The 15,394-nt window shown below is 69.7% G+C and carries 15 protein-coding genes; 10 read left to right on the top strand and 5 right to left on the bottom strand.

Features of this window, described 5'->3' with window-relative positions; translation table 11 throughout:
• Nucleotides 1-26: 26 nt before the first annotated feature.
• Nucleotides 27-383, top strand: coding sequence for a hypothetical protein (locus FHX52_RS12570; RefSeq protein ID WP_141822514.1), 357 nt, complete (start codon nt 27-29; stop codon nt 381-383).
• Between the two features lie 4 nt (nt 384-387).
• Complete coding sequence (locus FHX52_RS12575) at nt 388-1,464, top strand: DNA polymerase IV (RefSeq protein ID WP_185747266.1); 1,077 nt, start codon at nt 388-390, stop codon at nt 1,462-1,464.
• 100 nt (nt 1,465-1,564) lie between these two features.
• Here the strand turns inward: FHX52_RS12575 and FHX52_RS12580 are convergent, their stop codons facing one another.
• Together FHX52_RS12580 and FHX52_RS12585 are read right to left on the bottom strand one after the other, a co-directional pair.
• Nucleotides 1,565-1,903, bottom strand: coding sequence for a sporulation protein (locus FHX52_RS12580; protein ID WP_141822515.1), 339 nt, complete (start codon nt 1,901-1,903; stop codon nt 1,565-1,567).
• A 287-nt stretch (nt 1,904-2,190) separates the two neighbouring features.
• Complete coding sequence (locus FHX52_RS12585; protein ID WP_141822517.1) at nt 2,191-2,808, bottom strand: hypothetical protein; 618 nt, start codon at nt 2,806-2,808, stop codon at nt 2,191-2,193.
• A 409-nt stretch (nt 2,809-3,217) separates the two neighbouring features.
• Here FHX52_RS12585 and FHX52_RS12590 point away from each other — a divergent pair, with 409 nt between their 5' ends.
• The 3 genes from FHX52_RS12590 (at nt 3,218) to FHX52_RS12600 (ending at nt 6,625) form a co-directional block, all read left to right on the top strand.
• Nucleotides 3,218-4,342 carry a sugar ABC transporter substrate-binding protein gene (locus tag FHX52_RS12590; protein ID WP_141822519.1) on the top strand — a complete coding sequence of 375 codons (1,125 nt, stop codon included), beginning with the start codon at nt 3,218-3,220 and terminating at the stop codon, nt 4,340-4,342.
• A 157-nt stretch (nt 4,343-4,499) separates the two neighbouring features.
• A complete protein-coding gene (locus FHX52_RS12595) occupies nt 4,500-5,351 on the top strand; it encodes an ATP-binding cassette domain-containing protein (RefSeq protein WP_141822521.1) in 852 nt (283 codons plus the stop codon).
• Nucleotides 5,348-6,625, top strand: coding sequence for a sugar ABC transporter permease (locus tag FHX52_RS12600; protein WP_141822523.1), 1,278 nt, complete (start codon nt 5,348-5,350; stop codon nt 6,623-6,625). Before FHX52_RS12595 ends, FHX52_RS12600 begins: the two co-directional genes overlap by 4 nt.
• A gap of 194 nt (nt 6,626-6,819) precedes the next feature.
• Here FHX52_RS12600 and FHX52_RS12605 read toward each other — a convergent pair whose 3' ends face one another.
• Nucleotides 6,820-8,466, bottom strand: a complete 1,647-nt coding sequence (locus tag FHX52_RS12605) for an FAD-binding dehydrogenase (RefSeq protein WP_141822525.1) — start codon at nt 8,464-8,466, stop codon at nt 6,820-6,822.
• Between the two features lie 92 nt (nt 8,467-8,558).
• The gene (locus tag FHX52_RS12610) at nt 8,559-9,107 is read right to left on the bottom strand and encodes a DinB family protein (protein WP_141822527.1); all 549 of its coding nucleotides are present in this window, start codon (nt 9,105-9,107) and stop codon (nt 8,559-8,561) included.
• A 129-nt stretch (nt 9,108-9,236) separates the two neighbouring features.
• Here FHX52_RS12610 and FHX52_RS12615 point away from each other — a divergent pair, with 129 nt between their 5' ends.
• The 3 genes from FHX52_RS12615 (at nt 9,237) to FHX52_RS12625 (ending at nt 12,773) form a co-directional block, all read left to right on the top strand.
• The gene (locus FHX52_RS12615) at nt 9,237-9,845 is read left to right on the top strand and encodes an ATP-dependent Clp protease proteolytic subunit (RefSeq protein ID WP_141822529.1); all 609 of its coding nucleotides are present in this window, start codon (nt 9,237-9,239) and stop codon (nt 9,843-9,845) included.
• Nucleotides 9,842-10,453: a ClpP family protease gene (locus tag FHX52_RS12620; protein WP_141822531.1), complete on the top strand. Its 612-nt coding sequence runs from the start codon at nt 9,842-9,844 to the stop codon at nt 10,451-10,453. Before FHX52_RS12615 ends, FHX52_RS12620 begins: the two co-directional genes overlap by 4 nt.
• A gap of 214 nt (nt 10,454-10,667) precedes the next feature.
• A complete protein-coding gene (locus tag FHX52_RS12625) occupies nt 10,668-12,773 on the top strand; it encodes a hypothetical protein (protein ID WP_141822532.1) in 2,106 nt (701 codons plus the stop codon).
• A gap of 59 nt (nt 12,774-12,832) precedes the next feature.
• Here the strand turns inward: FHX52_RS12625 and FHX52_RS24560 are convergent, their stop codons facing one another.
• Nucleotides 12,833-13,261: a helix-turn-helix domain-containing protein gene (locus FHX52_RS24560; protein WP_141822534.1), complete on the bottom strand. Its 429-nt coding sequence runs from the start codon at nt 13,259-13,261 to the stop codon at nt 12,833-12,835.
• Between the two features lie 222 nt (nt 13,262-13,483).
• Between FHX52_RS24560 and FHX52_RS12635 the strand changes: the two genes are divergently transcribed.
• A complete protein-coding gene (locus tag FHX52_RS12635) occupies nt 13,484-14,536 on the top strand; it encodes an ATP-binding cassette domain-containing protein (protein WP_141822536.1) in 1,053 nt (350 codons plus the stop codon).
• Nucleotides 14,533-15,387, top strand: coding sequence for an ABC transporter permease (locus FHX52_RS12640; protein ID WP_141822538.1), 855 nt, complete (start codon nt 14,533-14,535; stop codon nt 15,385-15,387). The genes FHX52_RS12635 and FHX52_RS12640 overlap by 4 nt, the downstream gene beginning before the upstream one ends.
• Nucleotides 15,388-15,394: the final 7 nt, after the last annotated feature.

Raw genomic sequence — 15,394 nt, forward strand, 5'->3', positions numbered from 1 at the left:
GGAGGTGGCTGTGCCAGAGTGTTCCGGTGGGCAACGGAGTGACACGGGCGACGATGGTCTGGATCGCCGCCGCCGCCGTCGTGGGCGGGGTTTCCGGCGTCCTCTGGGTGCTGCGCTCGGAGATCGGCGGCGCGCACACGGGCACGCCGGTCGTCGTCGGCTCCATCGTGCTGACGCTGCTCGCCGCGGCGCTGCTCTACCACGGCATCATGGTCGCGGCGCGCGAGCAGGACCGACGGTCCGACCTCGTCGCCCAGCGCCGTCGTCAGGAGCGACCGGCACCGGGGCCGGCGTCCCCGAAGCGACCGGCACCACGGTCGCAGACCCCGCCGCAGGCTGACGACGACGAGCCCCTGACCTTCCGCCGGGGCAAACAGATCTAGCGCCATGGGCCCGCCGTCCTGGGTGCTGCACGTCGACCTCGACCAGTTCATCGCGGCGGTCGAGGTGCTCCGGCGCCCAGAGCTGGCGGGGCTGCCCGTCATCGTCGGTGGCCGCGGCGACCCGACCGAGCGGGCAGTCGTGTCCACGGCGAGCTACGAGGCCCGCGCCTTCGGCGTCGGTTCCGGTATGCCGCTGCGACTGGCGGCGCGCAAGGCGCCGGGCGCCGTCATCCTCCCCGTGGATGCCCCGGCCTACACGGAGGCGTCGGAGCAGGTGATGGACGCGTTGCGCGGCCTCGGCGTCGTCGTCGAGGTGCTCGGCTGGGACGAGGCCTTCCTCGGCGTGCAGGCCGATGACCCCGAGACCTTCGCGAGGGGCGTCCAGGCCGCGGTCCTCGAGGCCACGCGGCTGCACTGCTCGGTGGGCATCGGTGACAACAAGGTGCGCGCCAAGATCGCGACGGGCTTCGGCAAGCCTCGCGGCGTCTTCCGGCTGACGCGCGACAACTGGTTCGAGGTGATGGGTCCGCGGCCGACGATCGACCTCTGGGGCGTTGGTTCGAAGGTCTCCAAACGCCTTGCCGCCCATGACATCTCGACGGTTCAGCAGCTCGCCGACGCGCCTGAGTCGCAGCTCGTCGAGGAGTTCGGTCCGAGGATGGGGGTCTGGTACTCCCAGCTCGGCAGGGGCCTCGGCTCGGCGGTCGTCGACGATTCGCCGTGGATCGCGCGGGGCCACAGCCGCGAGACGACCTACCAGAGCAACCTCACGACGCCCGAGCAGGTCGAGGCAGCCGTGCGCGAGCTGGCGTCACAGGCCTTCGACGACACGGTTCGCGAGGGGCGCCCGGTCTTCCGGGTGACGCTCAAGGTGCGCTACGCACCGTTCTTCACGCAGACCAAGGCCAGGAAGCTGCCCGGCCCGACGACCGAGCGCGACGAGGTCGTCTCGGCCGCCGTCGACCTCGCCCGACGACTCGACCCCGAGCGCGAGGTCCGCCTGCTCGGGGTGCGGGCCGAGATGGTCATGCCCGACGAGGGCGACCCCGTCGAGCGGACACCGATCCGCGGTCGGCTCTGACGGCACACCTCACCCTCCCGAGGTATGCCGTCCGGCCGGGTCCGCGTCGCGGTGCACCCCACCCCACCACGGGGTGCGCCGCTCGGTCGGTGCCCGCGTCTCAGGTGCAGGCTCGGCGCCGGGCCACGAACGGCCGGGTGGCGAGCCAGGTGACGGCGACCATCCCGGCGATGAGGAGCACCCGGTTCGGGTCCACCGCAGGGCGCCACGTCACCTCGCCGTCCTTGATGACGAACGCGCCGGCGGGTCGGCCACCCATCCCGAAGCCGCCACCTTCACCGTTGCTTCCGGACTCGTCGGTGCCGGACCCGCCCCCGCCGCCACCGGCGACCATGGCCGCAGGGATGACAGTGACGCCGTCCTTCTCGTAGGGCTCGCCGTAGACCCTCTTCACGGTGATCGCGTCCTTGGCCTTGCTCATGAGCTCGTCCAGTGTCATGGCTTCTCCTCCCGGCCGGCGGCGCCGGCGCCTGAGAACCAGCGTGCTCCTCCTACGCCCGTGATGGGGAGGGCTGAAGGTCCCGACGCGGGACGCTCGGGTAGTGCAGAGCGCAGGGGTGCGACCGGTCGACGTTGCCACCGACCGCCATGACCGAGCGGCCCCAGCGCGTACGCGGGACGGCGAGGTCGGTGACGACGGCCCGGATGGTCTCGCGAGGGCCGAGGCGCGAGTTGGCGACTCGCAGGCTCGACGTGAGCCGCTGACGGTGCAGGCCCGAGCCAAGGTCAGGAGAGGTGGGCAGCGACCGCTGCGAGTGCGTGGTGCCGTTCCGCATTCGTCCATGGCCGCTGCCCGTCCAGGACGACCCAGTCGACACGCTCCGGGGTCAAGAACGCGACGGCAGCCGCCACACCCGACGGTTCAGACTCCGACGGCACGAACCCGACCACCGCCGGCACCCCGTGAACGAGCTGGTCCGTGCCACCCGTGCAGTGCTCGAAGGCCGCCTGCGCGAACTGCCCCGTCTGCTTGGGGTCGTGCACGGGCAGCTCGATCTCGGCGTAGGTCATGATCCGCGAGGCGGAGTTCGGCCGGGCTGGGTCGCTCTCCTCGGTGACGAGCTCGACGTGGCGCACCCGTCGAGCTCCAGAGACGATCAGCAGGTCTCCCCAGCCCGTGCGGGCCCACGGACCGCGTAGGCCACAGTCGACGGCCTCGAACGCCGGAAACCTCCCGGCGCACCGGCCATCGCCCGCATCCCGGCCGGGAACGAGCTCCTCGTTGATGTGGATGGCACGTTTGACACCCCGCTCGAACAGGTCCTTCACCGGCAGGTCGGCCCCCGCGCCCGCACCGAGGTCTCGAGCCTGGACGCACTCGACGGCATCCGGAATCACGGTCATCGACGGGCCCGTCGAGCTCTGGGTGAGGTCGGACGGTTGTGGGATCGACGTGCCCGAGGTGCACCCGACCAACGCAATGAGTGGAGCAACAACCTGCGCGGCCAGGGGGAGCGCCCCCAGCCGGCGTCGGCCCCGTTGGACCCCCTTGCCCATGATTGGCATTATGCCGAGCACGTCTTCGGTTGGCGCTCGTTGAGGTTCTGGAGCGGAGCAGTTCGCGGGCCTCGGTGTGTGCGGGCCGCGATGCACGTGAGCGTCGGACTGGCGAGGGTTACGCGAGCGTTACGCGATCGTTACTGGTTGCCGCGCGAACCACACCCCCTTCCCATTGCGTCGTCCTATTGTCAGTCAGCACAACGTGGCGCGTGATCGCGCTCCCACGAAGGCCACCCACTGGGAAGGGACGACGATGAGTTCTGGCATAAAGCGGCGGGTGCTGCCGGTAATGGCGGCAGCCGCCTTGGTGCTCGGTAGTGCTGCCTGCGGCAGCAGCGACTCGGGCGGAGGCGGGTCCGCTGGCAGCACGGCTTCCGGAGGCGCGAGCGCCAAGACGGTCGGCGTGATCCTGCCGGACGCGACAACCTCGCCTCGCTGGGAAGCCAACGACCGGCCCAGCCTTGAGAAGGCGTTCACGGCCGCGGGTCTGAAGTCCGACATCCAGAACGCCGGTGGTGACAAGTCGAAGTTCGGCACGCTCTGCGACGCCATGATCAACGAAGGCGTCTCGGTGCTGATGATCGTGAACCTCGACTCCGAGTCCGGCGGCGCCTGCCTGAAGAAGGCTGCCAAGGCCGGTATTCCGAGCATCGACTACGACCGGCTCACGCTCGGCGGCGGCGCGTCGTACTACGTGTCGTTCGACAACGTGAAGGTCGGCGCGCTGATGGGCACCGGTCTCCAGAAGTGCCTCGGCGACAAGGCCCAGGGCGCGGGCGTCGTGTACATCAACGGCGACCCGACCGACAACAACGCTGCACTGTTCAAGTCGGGCTACGACACCCAGCTGAAGCAGGACGGCAAGGTCACCATCCTGTCGTCGGACGTGTCCGGCTTCTGGGACGCCACCAAGGCAGGAAAGGCCTTCGACGGTCTGTACACCCAGTTCGGCAACAAGATCCAGGGTGTCGTCTCGGCCAATGACACGATGGCCGGCGGCATCGTCGCCAGCCTCAAGCGCAACGGCCTCGCAGGCAAGGTGCCCGTCACCGGACAGGACGCCAGTGTCGAGGGTCTGCAGCGTATTCTCGCCGGCACCCAGTGCATGACGGTCTACAAGAACACCGCCCTCGAGGCCGACGCGGCGTCGAAGCTGGCGATCGCACTCGCCAACGGTGACAAGGCCGGGGCGGCTGCTCTGGCGACGGCGACGGTCAAGGACACCGTGACGGGCAAGGATGTCGCGTCGGCCCTTGCCACGCCAGAGGCGATCTACGCGGACACCGTCAAGAAGGTTGTCTCCGACGGCTTCCAGAAGGCCTCGGACATCTGCACGGCTGAGTTTGCGGCCGCCTGCACGAAGTACGGCGTTTCCTGACAGACGCAAGAGGGCCGGCTCGCGCCGTCGGGCCGGCCCTCGAGCATCTGTCGCACGCTCTTGCGCGCCATGCCGCGCGGGCCAGACACCCAGGAGTATGTTCGGGCTGCTGGCAGACCCGATTGGCCAGACAACCCGGCTCAACGTGGAGACCTCGATGACGACGATCACAGCAGCGGAGTCCGTCCCAGTGGCGGACCCCACAGCGCCCCTGCTCTCACTTCGGGGGGTCAACAAGAGTTTCGGCGCAGTGGATGTGTTGCGTGGCGTCGATATCGACATCCGCCCAGGGCGGGTCACCGCACTGGTCGGTGACAACGGGGCCGGCAAGAGCACCCTGATCAAGGGCATTGCCGGCATCCACAGCTTCGACGCCGGCGAGTACACCTTCGAGGGCAAGCCCGTCACGGTGCACAGCCCGAAGGACAGCAACGCGCTCGGCATCGAGGTCGTCTACCAGGACCTCGCGCTGTGCGACAACCTGGATGTGGTGCAGAACATGTACCTCGGTCGCGAGCTGAAGAAGAGCGCTCTGCTGGACGAGGACACGATGGAGGCCAAGGCCAAGGAGACGCTCTCCGGCCTGTCTGTGCGCACCCTGAAGTCGGTGCGCACCCTCGTGGCCAGCCTCTCCGGTGGCCAGCGCCAGACGGTCGCGATCGCCCGCGCCGTCCTGTGGAATTCGCGGATCGTGATCTTGGACGAGCCGACCGCGGCGCTCGGTGTGGCCCAGACCGAGCAGGTCCTCCTCTTGGTCCGGCGGCTCGCCGACCGCGGGCTGGGCGTGGTGCTCATCAGTCACAACCTGACCGACGTCTTCCAGGTCGCGGATGACATCGCCGTGCTCTACCTGGGTCAGATGGTCGCTCAAGTAGAGGCCAAGTCGGTAACCAACAACCAGGTGGTCGAACTGATCACGGCCGGGCGATCCGGCGACCTGGGGCTGAAGCATCCGATGGCGGACGTGATCGAGGAAGGCGCGAGCAAGACGGGGGGCGTGTCGGCATGAGCACCGTCACCGAGCCCCAGTCGGCAGAATCGCAGCCCGGCTTCGCCAGCACCGCCGGGCCTGAGACGATCGGCGACGCAGCCCGCGCCTACATACAGAAGGTGCGCGGTGGCGACGTCGGCGCGCTGCCCGCCATCGCGGGCCTGATCGTGCTGATCCTTGTCTTCACGGCGCTGCGCCCATCGACCTTTCCGACCGCGTTCAACATCGCCAACCTGATCAACCAGAGCGCCGCGGTGATCGTCATCGCCATGGGCCTGGTCTTCGTGCTGCTGCTCGGCGAGATCGACCTGTCGGCCGGTTATGCGGCCGGAACGTCGGCGGCCGTCATGGGCATATTCATGACCAACCAGGGCTGGCCCTGGCCGTTGGCCCTCGGCGCGTGCCTGCTGACCGGTGTCGTCATCGGCACCTGCATCGGCCTGCTCGTGGCATACCTGGGCATTCCGTCGTTCGTGGTCACGCTCGCCGCGTTCCTTGGGCTCCAGGGCCTGCTGCTGGTGCTGATCGGCGAGGGCGGCACGATCCCGTTCCGCGACGACACGATCCTCGCGGTCATGAACAGCAACCTCCCGGTCTGGCTGGGTTGGACCCTGTACGTCGTCGGGATGATCGTCTACGGAGGGTTGACCTACCGGCGGTCGGTCGCCCGCCGCGCGGCCGGGCTCACCGGTGACGCCCTCCCGGTCTGGGCCTTCAAGATCGGGGCGCTGGCCGTCCTCCTCGGCCTCGCGACCTGGTACCTGAGCGGGGAGCGCAGCAAGAACATCATCGTGACCTCGCTCAAGGGTGTTCCGATCGTGGTCGTCGTCCTGCTCGTGCTGCTGATCATCACCAGCGTCGCGCTGGGACGGCTGTCGTGGGGCCGGCACGTGTACGCCGTCGGCGGTAACACCGAGGCGGCCCGACGGGCCGGCATCGGTGTCCAGACGGTCAAGCTGTCGTGCTTCGTCATCTGTTCGACACTGGCGGCCGTCGCCGGCGTGCTCCTGGCCAGCCGGGACAACTCGGTGTCGCCGACGACGGGTGGCTCCTCGACCCTGCTGTACGCCGTTGGCGCGGCCGTCATCGGTGGGTGCAGCCTGTTCGGCGGCAAGGGCAAGCCGGTCAACGCAGTCATCGGCGGCCTCGTGGTGGCCGTCATCGACAACGGCATGTCGCTGCTCAACCAGCCCTCGGGCCGGGTTTTCATGGTGACCGGACTGGTCCTGCTCATCGCAGCCAGCGTGGACGCCCTGAGTCGTCGTCGGGCCGCGGCGAGCGGCCGAGCTTAGCGCCGCGGGGGCCGAGCAGGAGTCTGCGAAGGTCCCCGTCCGGTGCTCGCTCACGGGCTGATCGGGCGGGCACCGGGCGCCGTCCCGATCAGCCCGAGCGCCCCTGCGCCACGCCGGAGGCGGCGCAGGGGGCACGACGCCGTGGCCCTCTGTGCTGAGTCCGTCGACAACCGAACCAGTGCCATGAGTGGCCGTCAGAGGGCGGCGGCGACCGCCCGTCCTGCGGTGCGGCCGCTGAAGAGGCAGCCACCGAGGAAGGTGCCCTCGAGGGAGTTGTAGCCGTGCATGCCGCCGCCACCGAAGCCGCTGACCTCGCCCGCGGCATACACGCCCGGGAGCGGCTGGCCGTCGGCCCGCAGCACGCGACCGGCGAGGTCGGTCTCGAGGCCACCCAGCGTCTTGCGCGTGAGGATGTTCAGCCGGACGGCGATGAGGGGTCCGGCCTTGGGGTCCAGCAGACGGTGCGGGCCGGCGACGCGAATCAGCTTGTCACCGCGGTAGTTCCGCGCTCCACGGATCGCCGTGATCTGCGCGTCCTTGGTGAAGTCGTTGTCGATCTCGTTGTCGCGGGCGACGATCGTGCGACGCAGATCGTCGAGGTCGATGAGGCCCTCGCCCGTCAGGTCGTTCATGCCCCGCACGAGGTCCTCGAGCCGATCGGCGACGACGAAGTCGGACCCGTGCCGCTTGAACGCCTCGACGGGGCCCGGCGCTCCGGCGCGGGCCCTGCCGAGCACCTGACGCACGTCCTTGCCGGTGAGGTCGGGGTTCTGCTCCGAGCCGGAGAGGGCGAACTCCTTCTCGATGATGCGCTGCGTCAGCACGAACCACGAGTAGTCGTGGCCGCTGCGCATGATGTGCCCCAGGGTGCCGAGCGTGTCGAAGCCGGGGAAGAAGGGCGGCGGGAACCGCCGGCCGCGGGCGTCGAGCCACAGCGACGACGGACCGGGCAGGATGCGGATGCCGTGGTTGTCCCACACGGGGTCCCAGTTGCGTAGGCCCTCGGTGTAGTGCCACATCCGGTCAGGGTTGATGACCCGACCACCGGCCTCCTGCGTGATGCCGATCATGCGACCGTCGACGTGGGCGGGCACGCCGGCGACCATGCGCGCAGGGGGGCTGCCGAGGCGCTCCGGCCACGCCCGGCGGACGAGGTCGTGGTTGCCGCCGATGCCCCCACTCGTCACGACGACGGCCTGCGCCGTGATCTCGAAGTCGCCCACCTCCTCGCGGTTGGTGGGCCGGCCACGGGCCGCCCCGTCGGGCGCCAGCACACGGCCGCGCACGCCCGTGACCACGCCGCCCGTCTCGACGAGGGCGTCGACCCGGTGGCGGAAGGCGAGGGTCACCCGGCCGGCGGCCACCTCCGCCCGCACGCGGCGCTCGAAGGGCTCGACGATGCCGGGCCCGGTGCCCCAGGTGATGTGGAAGCGGGGGACGGAGTTGCCGTGCCCCTCGGCGCGACCGTCACCCCGCTCGGCCCATCCGACGACCGGGAAGAGCCGGTGGCCCTGCTGGTGCAGCCAGGCGCGCTTCTCACCCGCGGCGAAGTTGAGGTAGGCCTCGGCCCAGCGCCGGGGCCAGAAGTCCTCGTCGCGGTCGAACTGGGCCGAGCCCATCCAGTCCTGCGTCGCGAGCTCGAGCCCGTCCTTGATGCCCATCCGGCGCTGCTCGGGGCTGTCGACGAGGAAGAGCCCGCCGAAGCTCCAGAAGGCCTGGCCACCGATGGACTGCTCACCCTCCTGGTCGACGAGCACGACCCGCTTGCCGCGGTCGGCGAGCTCAGCGGTGGCGACGAGCCCAGCGAGGCCGGCTCCCACGACGACGACGTCGGCTTCCATGCGTCAGAGCATGCCATTGCTCGTCGCCGCCGGTGTGGATGAGGGCGATCCCGGTCAGAGTCGTGACCGTCGGCGGTGCTCGCGTCACCGGCTCACTGGCCGGTGGCGCCGTCGATGCACTCGCGGAGCAGGTCTGCGTGGCCGCAGTGGCGGGCGTACTCCTCGATCATGTGCACCAGGACCTCGCGCAGGTTGATGCGCGTGTGCGGGTCAACGCTCACGAGGTCGAGGGACTCGGCCGCGTCCACGAAGGCGTTCGCGTTCGCGACCTCCTCGCGCCAACGCGCCCAGGCCTCTTCGACGACGGCGTCCTCGCCGACGGCGCCGTTGAAGTCGGCGTCACGGTCGTCCGGCTGGCGGTACAGCCGCGGGACGTCCTCGCCTGCCATGGTTCGCCGGAACCAGTTCCGCTCCACCGCGGCCATGTGCCGCACGAGCCCGAGCAGCGACAGGTTCGACGGCGGGACCGAGCGGGTGGCGAGCTGCTCCGCCGTGAGCCCGGCGCACTTCATCTCGAGGGTGAGGCGATAGCTGCCGAGGTAGTCGAGCAGGGTCTCGCGCTCGTCGCCGAGCACCGCGCCCTGGGGTCGGGGGTCGTCCTCGGGGTCGACCCACATGTCGGGGTATCTCTTTCCAGCCATGCGGGCCATGGTGGTCCAGCGGCGGCCCGTGCGCCACGCGATATCAGCCGGGCGGCATACGCTGTCGGCGAATCTGCCTGCGGCAGAGCGTCATTCCAACGATCCTGTATGCCGTCCACGCTGGGTCACATGACCGAGACCCTCATGCACGGCCCGCTCGACGACCAGCTGTCGATGCAGCTGCTCCACCAGCGGATCATCGTCCTAGGGGCCGAGGTGGACGACCCGATCGCCAACCGGATCACCGCCCAGCTCCTCCTGCTCTCGGCCCGTGACCCGCGGGCCGATATCAGCCTCTACGTCAACAGCCCCGGCGGCTCGGTGACCGCCGGCCTTGCCATCTACGACACGATGCGCGTCATCCCCAACGACGTGTCCACTCTCGCAGTGGGATTCGCGGCCTCGATGGGCCAGTTCCTGCTCGGGGCGGGCACGCCCGGCAAGCGGTTCGCGCTGCCCAACGCACGGATCATGATGCACCAGCCCTCCGCAGGCATCCAGGGCACGGCCGCCGACGTCGAGGTGCAGGCCGCCAACCTCAAGGCGGTCAAGCAGCGCGTCAACGAGCTGCAGTCCGAGCACACCGGTCAGACCGTCGAGCAGATCACCCGCGACAGCGAGCGCGACCGCTGGTTCAGCGCGGCGGAGGCGGCGGCATACGGCATCGTCGACCACGTCGTCACCTCGCTCGCTGATGTGCGCCCGGCAGGCGTCGAGCGGAAGGTGGGCCTGCGATGAGCAGCTACACGATCCCCTACGTCATCGAGAAGACCCCGGCGGGCGAGCGCAGCTTCGACATCTACAGCCGGCTCCTTCAGGAGCGGATCATCTTCGTCGGCACCGAGATCGACGACGGGGTGGCGAACGTCGTCATGGCCCAGCTGCTGCACCTTGCCGACGTCGCGCCCGACCGTGAGGTGTCGCTCTACGTCAACAGCCCCGGCGGCTCCTTCACCGCGCTCATGGCGATCTACGACACGATGCAGTTCGTGCCGACACCGGTCGCGACCTACTGCCTCGGGCAGGCGGCGTCGGCCGCGGCGGTGCTGCTCGCCGCCGGCGAGTCGGGGCGGCGCTTCGCGCTCAGGCACTCACGGGTGCTGCTCCACCAGCCGTCGGCGGGTGGTCAGGGGACCGTGAGCGACCTCGCCCTGCAGGCCGACGAGCTGCTCCGGGTGCGGTCGCAGGTGGAGGAGGTGCTGAGCCGGCACACCGGTCGCACGGTGGCCCAGCTGCGGGCCGACACCGACCGCGACAAGGTGCTCACCGCCGCCGAGGCCGTCAGCTTCGGGATCGTCGACCACGTCATCGAGCGGGCCGCGGAGGCGCAGGTGGCGCAGGGCTGACACGGCCCCGTGCCGCCCCCGGGGTGGCGCGTTTCGAGGACAGCGGTGGGTATCCGGTGCAAGATTTCCTGTGAACGGCCGAGAGACCCGTCGCCGAGGGCCATCCCAGACGTCCAGTCGACAACAGTCCTCGCTCCCTCCTCGGCGCACCGTCGTCACGCGACTCGGGCCGCTGTGCCCCGTGGACGGGATCCACCTCCTCGAAGGGGAGACCATGGGTAGTTCACGCAGGTCGCGCCTCAGGCGCATCAGTGCCATCTCCGTGCCGGTCCTCGCGCTCGCCGCGGCGCTGGGGATGTCGGTGACCCAGGCGCAGGCCGAGCCGGGTGCCTCCGCGCGGCTCGTCGGCACCTCGACGGCGACGACCGGGGCGTTCACCCCCTCGGGTGACGGTGACGTCACCCAGGTGGAGTTCGCCGGGGAGACGGACGCCGAGGCTGCCACGGCGCCCTACGCCGGCATCATCACGGACCGCAGCCTGTCGAGCGGCCACGGCAGCAGCAAGAGCATTGCGGTCAGGAGCGGCCCGCGGGCCAAGTCAAACCCTGCGCTCAAGGGAGGGTTCGACGGCCTCAACCTCTACCAGCAGCGGTATGCTCGTGGCGGCAACCAGTTCACCGTCGAGCCCCCCGACCAAGCCCTCTGCGTCGGCAACGGCCACGTCCTCGAGGCCGTCAACGACGTGCTCAACGTCTATGACACGTCGGGCGCCTCGGTGCTGCCGGACAACACGGCCACCAACATCGTCTCGGGCTCCCCGAGGAACGTCGACCACGCGGTCGACCTCAACTCGTTCTTCGGCTACGCCCCGGCGATCAACCGCTCGACCGGAGTGCGAGCGCAGTTCGTCACTGACCCCGTGTGCCTCTTCGATGCTGCCACGCAGCGCTTCTTCGTCGGGGTGCTGACTCTGGAGACACGGCCGAACGGATCGTTCACGACCGTGAACCACATCGACATGGCCGTCAGCCAGAGCGCCAACCCGGCGGGGTCGTGGAACATCTACAGGCTCGACGTGACGAACGACGGCACGAACACCGGCGGCGCCAATCCCGGGCCCTACCTCGGCGACTACCCACACATCGGCGCGGACGCGAACGGGGTCTACATCACGACGAACGCCTATCCATGGGGGACCAACGGCTTCGCCGGGGCGCAGGTCTATGCCCTGTCCAAGGCGCAGCTCGCTGCGGGTGCCTCCAGCGTGACGACTGTCCACCTCGACACCTCTGGCATGGTGCCCGTGCCGAGTGAGGCCGGCTCCACCCAACCCGGCTTCACCGTCTGGCCGGCGCAGTCGCCGGGCACGAGCTCCTTCGAGACGGCAGCCGGTGGCACGGAGTACTTCCTCAGCTCAAACGCCGCCGACGAGGCGACCCATCCGGTGTCCGGGAGCGTCGGCAGCCATCAGTCCAACCAGGTGGTCGTCTGGGCCCTGACGAACACATCGTCGCTCAACACGTCCACCCCAGCCGTCTCCCTCAGCGCCAAGGTGCTGGGCTCCGAGATGTACGCCATCCCGCCCAAGGCGCAGCAGCTGGGAGCCGGCTCGGCGCCCACGACGGCGACGCCGCAGGGCTTCTGCATCAACGACACGACGACGGCGACGATCGCCGGCGCGGGATGCTGGCGGTTGCTCTTCGGCGGCCAGCCAGCTCACAACGAGGTGGTCTCCAAGCCAGACTCCAACGACACCCGAATGCAGCAGGTCATGTACGCCAACGGCAAGCTCTGGGGCGCCCTCGACACGGCGGTCAACCCGACGGTCGACTCCGTTCCGGGCCCGCAGCGGGCCGGCATCGCCTGGTTCATCGTCAAGCCGTCGGTCGCCTCCGGCTCCCTCACGGCGAAGATGGCGCTGCAGGGCTACCTCGGTCGGGCTGGGGCGGACCTCACCTACCCGGCGATCGGGGTCACGCCGAGCGGTCGTGGCGTCATGGCCTTCAGCTACACCGACGACACGACGTTCCCGAGCGCCGGCTACGCCTCGATCGACGCTCTCGTGGGGACGGGCCCGATCTCCATCGCAAAGGAGGGGGCGGCGACCGACGACGGCTTCACGAGCTACAAGGCCCAGGTCGGCGATCCGCCTCGCACCCGGTGGGGCGACTACAGCGCGGCTGCCGTCGACGGTAGCTCCGTGTGGATCGCGAGCGAGTACGTGGCCAACGCGTGCAACTACACCACATGGGGTGGCCCTTTCTTCACGGGCGGCACGGGTGACAACCTGCTTGGCACGTGCGCGGGCGCGAGCCACGGTCCAGGTGTACGTACGGCGATCGGCAACTGGTCGACGCGCGTGAGCCAGCTGACGCCGTAGCGGGGAGGGCCGCGAGCGACGACGGCGGGGGAGGGGCCCGCCGTCGTCGCTCGTCCGCCTCAGGCGGCCAGCAGCGGAGCCGGGGTGTCGATGTGCGTGGCCGGCGCCAGGTCGCGCCCGGTCCACTGGTGGTCGACGGGGTCGCCGGGTCGCGCAGCCGTGAGGTCGAGCACGACTCCCTCGTCGCCCTCCTCGAGCGACTCGGTGGGTAGGGCAGCGAATCCGCGGAGGTCGCGATGGGCCGCACCGACGAGCAACGTGACGCTCGACCCGAGGGCGATGCAGATCGCCTCGAGCACCTCCGACGACGGCTCCTTGAGGCCGCGCTCGATCTCGGAGAGGTAGGCAAGCGAGACGCCGGCCCGGGCCGACACCTCCGCGAGCGTGCGACCCTGACGGGTGCGAAGCCCGCGGAGCAGGCGACCGTAGACCTCTCGGAGCAGTGGGCGCCGCGGGGCGCGGGGCGAGTGACGGGCAGTCGTGCTCATGGCTCTCCGATCGTCGAGACCCTCCCAGCGTCGCACGGGCGGTATGCCGTGGGGCCGCGTCCGCCTACGCCGTCGGCGTAAGCGTTCGGTCGGCGCTCGAGACTGCTGGGCGGCGAGAGGGCTGGCACCAATCATGTTGACGGCGTGCACACCGGACGTACAGTGTCAGAGGTCGTCCCTATCGTCGCCGAGACAGGGACCCCTCACTTCTCGGGAGCAACCATGACCCTCACCTCCACGGCGCCCTCGGGGCGTGCCAGATCCTCCGGCCCGGCGATCGAGGCCGAGCACCTCGTCAAGCGCTTCGGCGACATGACCGCCGTCGACGACGTCAGCTTCTCCGTGCCGCAGGGCACGGTTCTCGGTCTGCTCGGTCCCAACGGGGCAGGCAAGACCACCACCGTCCGCATGATGACGACCCTCAGCGAGCCGACCAGCGGCACGGCCCGCGTCGCGGGCCACGACGTCGTGCGCGAGCCGGAGGCTGTGCGCCGCAGCATGGGCCTGACCGGTCAGGCCGCCACCGTCGACGAGCTGCTGACCGGTCGCGAGAACCTCCGCCTCATGGGCTCGCTCTACGGGCTGCCCAAGGCTGCGATCCGCCGGCTCTCCGACGAGCTCCTCGAGCGCTTCTCGCTCACCGACGCCGGTGACAAGGTCATCAAGGACTACAGCGGTGGCATGCGCCGGCGGCTCGACCTCGCCGTCAGCCTCATCGCGACACCGCCGGTGCTCTTCCTCGACGAGCCGACCACAGGCCTCGACCCGCGCAGCCGCGTCGAGCTGTGGGAGGTGCTGCGCGGACTCGTGCGCGACGGGACGACCCTGCTCCTCACGACGCAGTACCTCGAGGAGGCCGATCAGCTGGCCGACCGCATCGTCGTCATCGACCACGGCCGCATCATCGCCCAGGGCACGCCGCTCGAGCTCAAGGACCAGTCGGGCAAGGCCGCGATCGTGCTCACGGTCTCGCACGCGGACCAGCTCGAGGCCGCGCGGGCACTCCTGGCCGCACACGTCCCCGAGGTGCACGTCGACGTCGCGGCGCGACAGCTGACCGCCCCGGCCGACGGACTGTCCGACATGACGCGGGTCGCGACGGTCTTCGAACGTAGCGAGATCGTCCTCGACGACCTCGGCCTGCAGCGGCCCAGTCTCGATGACGTCTTCCTCAGCCTCACGGGTCACCGCGCCGAGCCGCCGGCCGGTGACGGTGCGTCCAGCCCGTCTCCCACCACGTCTCCCGGCACGCCGAGCGAGGAGCGCCAGTCATGACCGACGCAGCAGTCCAGGACGCCACACGCGTGGCGCCGGCATCACCTCACGACTTCCAGCCACCGGGCTTCGTCCGCCAGGTCACGACGATGGTCTGGCGCAGCCTGAAGCACATCAAGCGCCAGCCCGAGATGCTCACCGACGTCACCATCCAGCCGGTGATGTTCGTGCTCCTCTTCGCCTTCGTCTTCGGCGGCTCGATCGTCATCCCCGGCTTCAACTACCGCGAGTGGCTGATGCCGGGGATCATGGCCCAGACGATGGCGTTCTCCGCCTTCATCGTCGCGATCGGCCTCAACATGGATCTCGGCAAGGGCATCATCGACCGGTTCCGCTCGCTCCCGATCTCACGGGGCTCGGTGCTCGTCGGGCGCAGCATCTACAGCATCATCCACTCGAGCATCGGCATCTTCGTCATGTCGCTGACGGGGCTGGCGATCGGCTGGCGCATCCACAACGGCGTCGGCAAGGCGCTGCTCGCCTTCGGGCTGCTGCTCCTCTTCGGCTTCGCGATGATCTGGGTGGGCATCCTCGTCGGCTCGTCGATGCGCTCACCCGAGGCCGTCAACGGGCTGATGTTCACGACGATCTTCCCGGTGACCTTCCTCGCCAACACGTTCGCACCGACCGTCGGCATGGCGAGCTGGCTGCGCACCATCGCCGAGTGGAACCCGATCAGCGCGCTCGTGCAGGCGATGCGAGAGCTGTGGGGCAACGGCCCGCCGGCGCTGCCGGATGCTGCACTGCCACTCCACTACCCGGTGATCACGACGGTCATCTGGTCCGTCGCCATCACGGCCGTCATGGCGCCGCTCGCCGTGCGAGCGTTCATCCGCCGCACGACCGACTGAGGCCGGG

The sequence above is a fragment of the Humibacillus xanthopallidus genome (assembly GCF_006717145.1).
In the GTDB taxonomy this organism is placed as follows: domain Bacteria; phylum Actinomycetota; class Actinomycetes; order Actinomycetales; family Dermatophilaceae; genus Humibacillus; species Humibacillus xanthopallidus.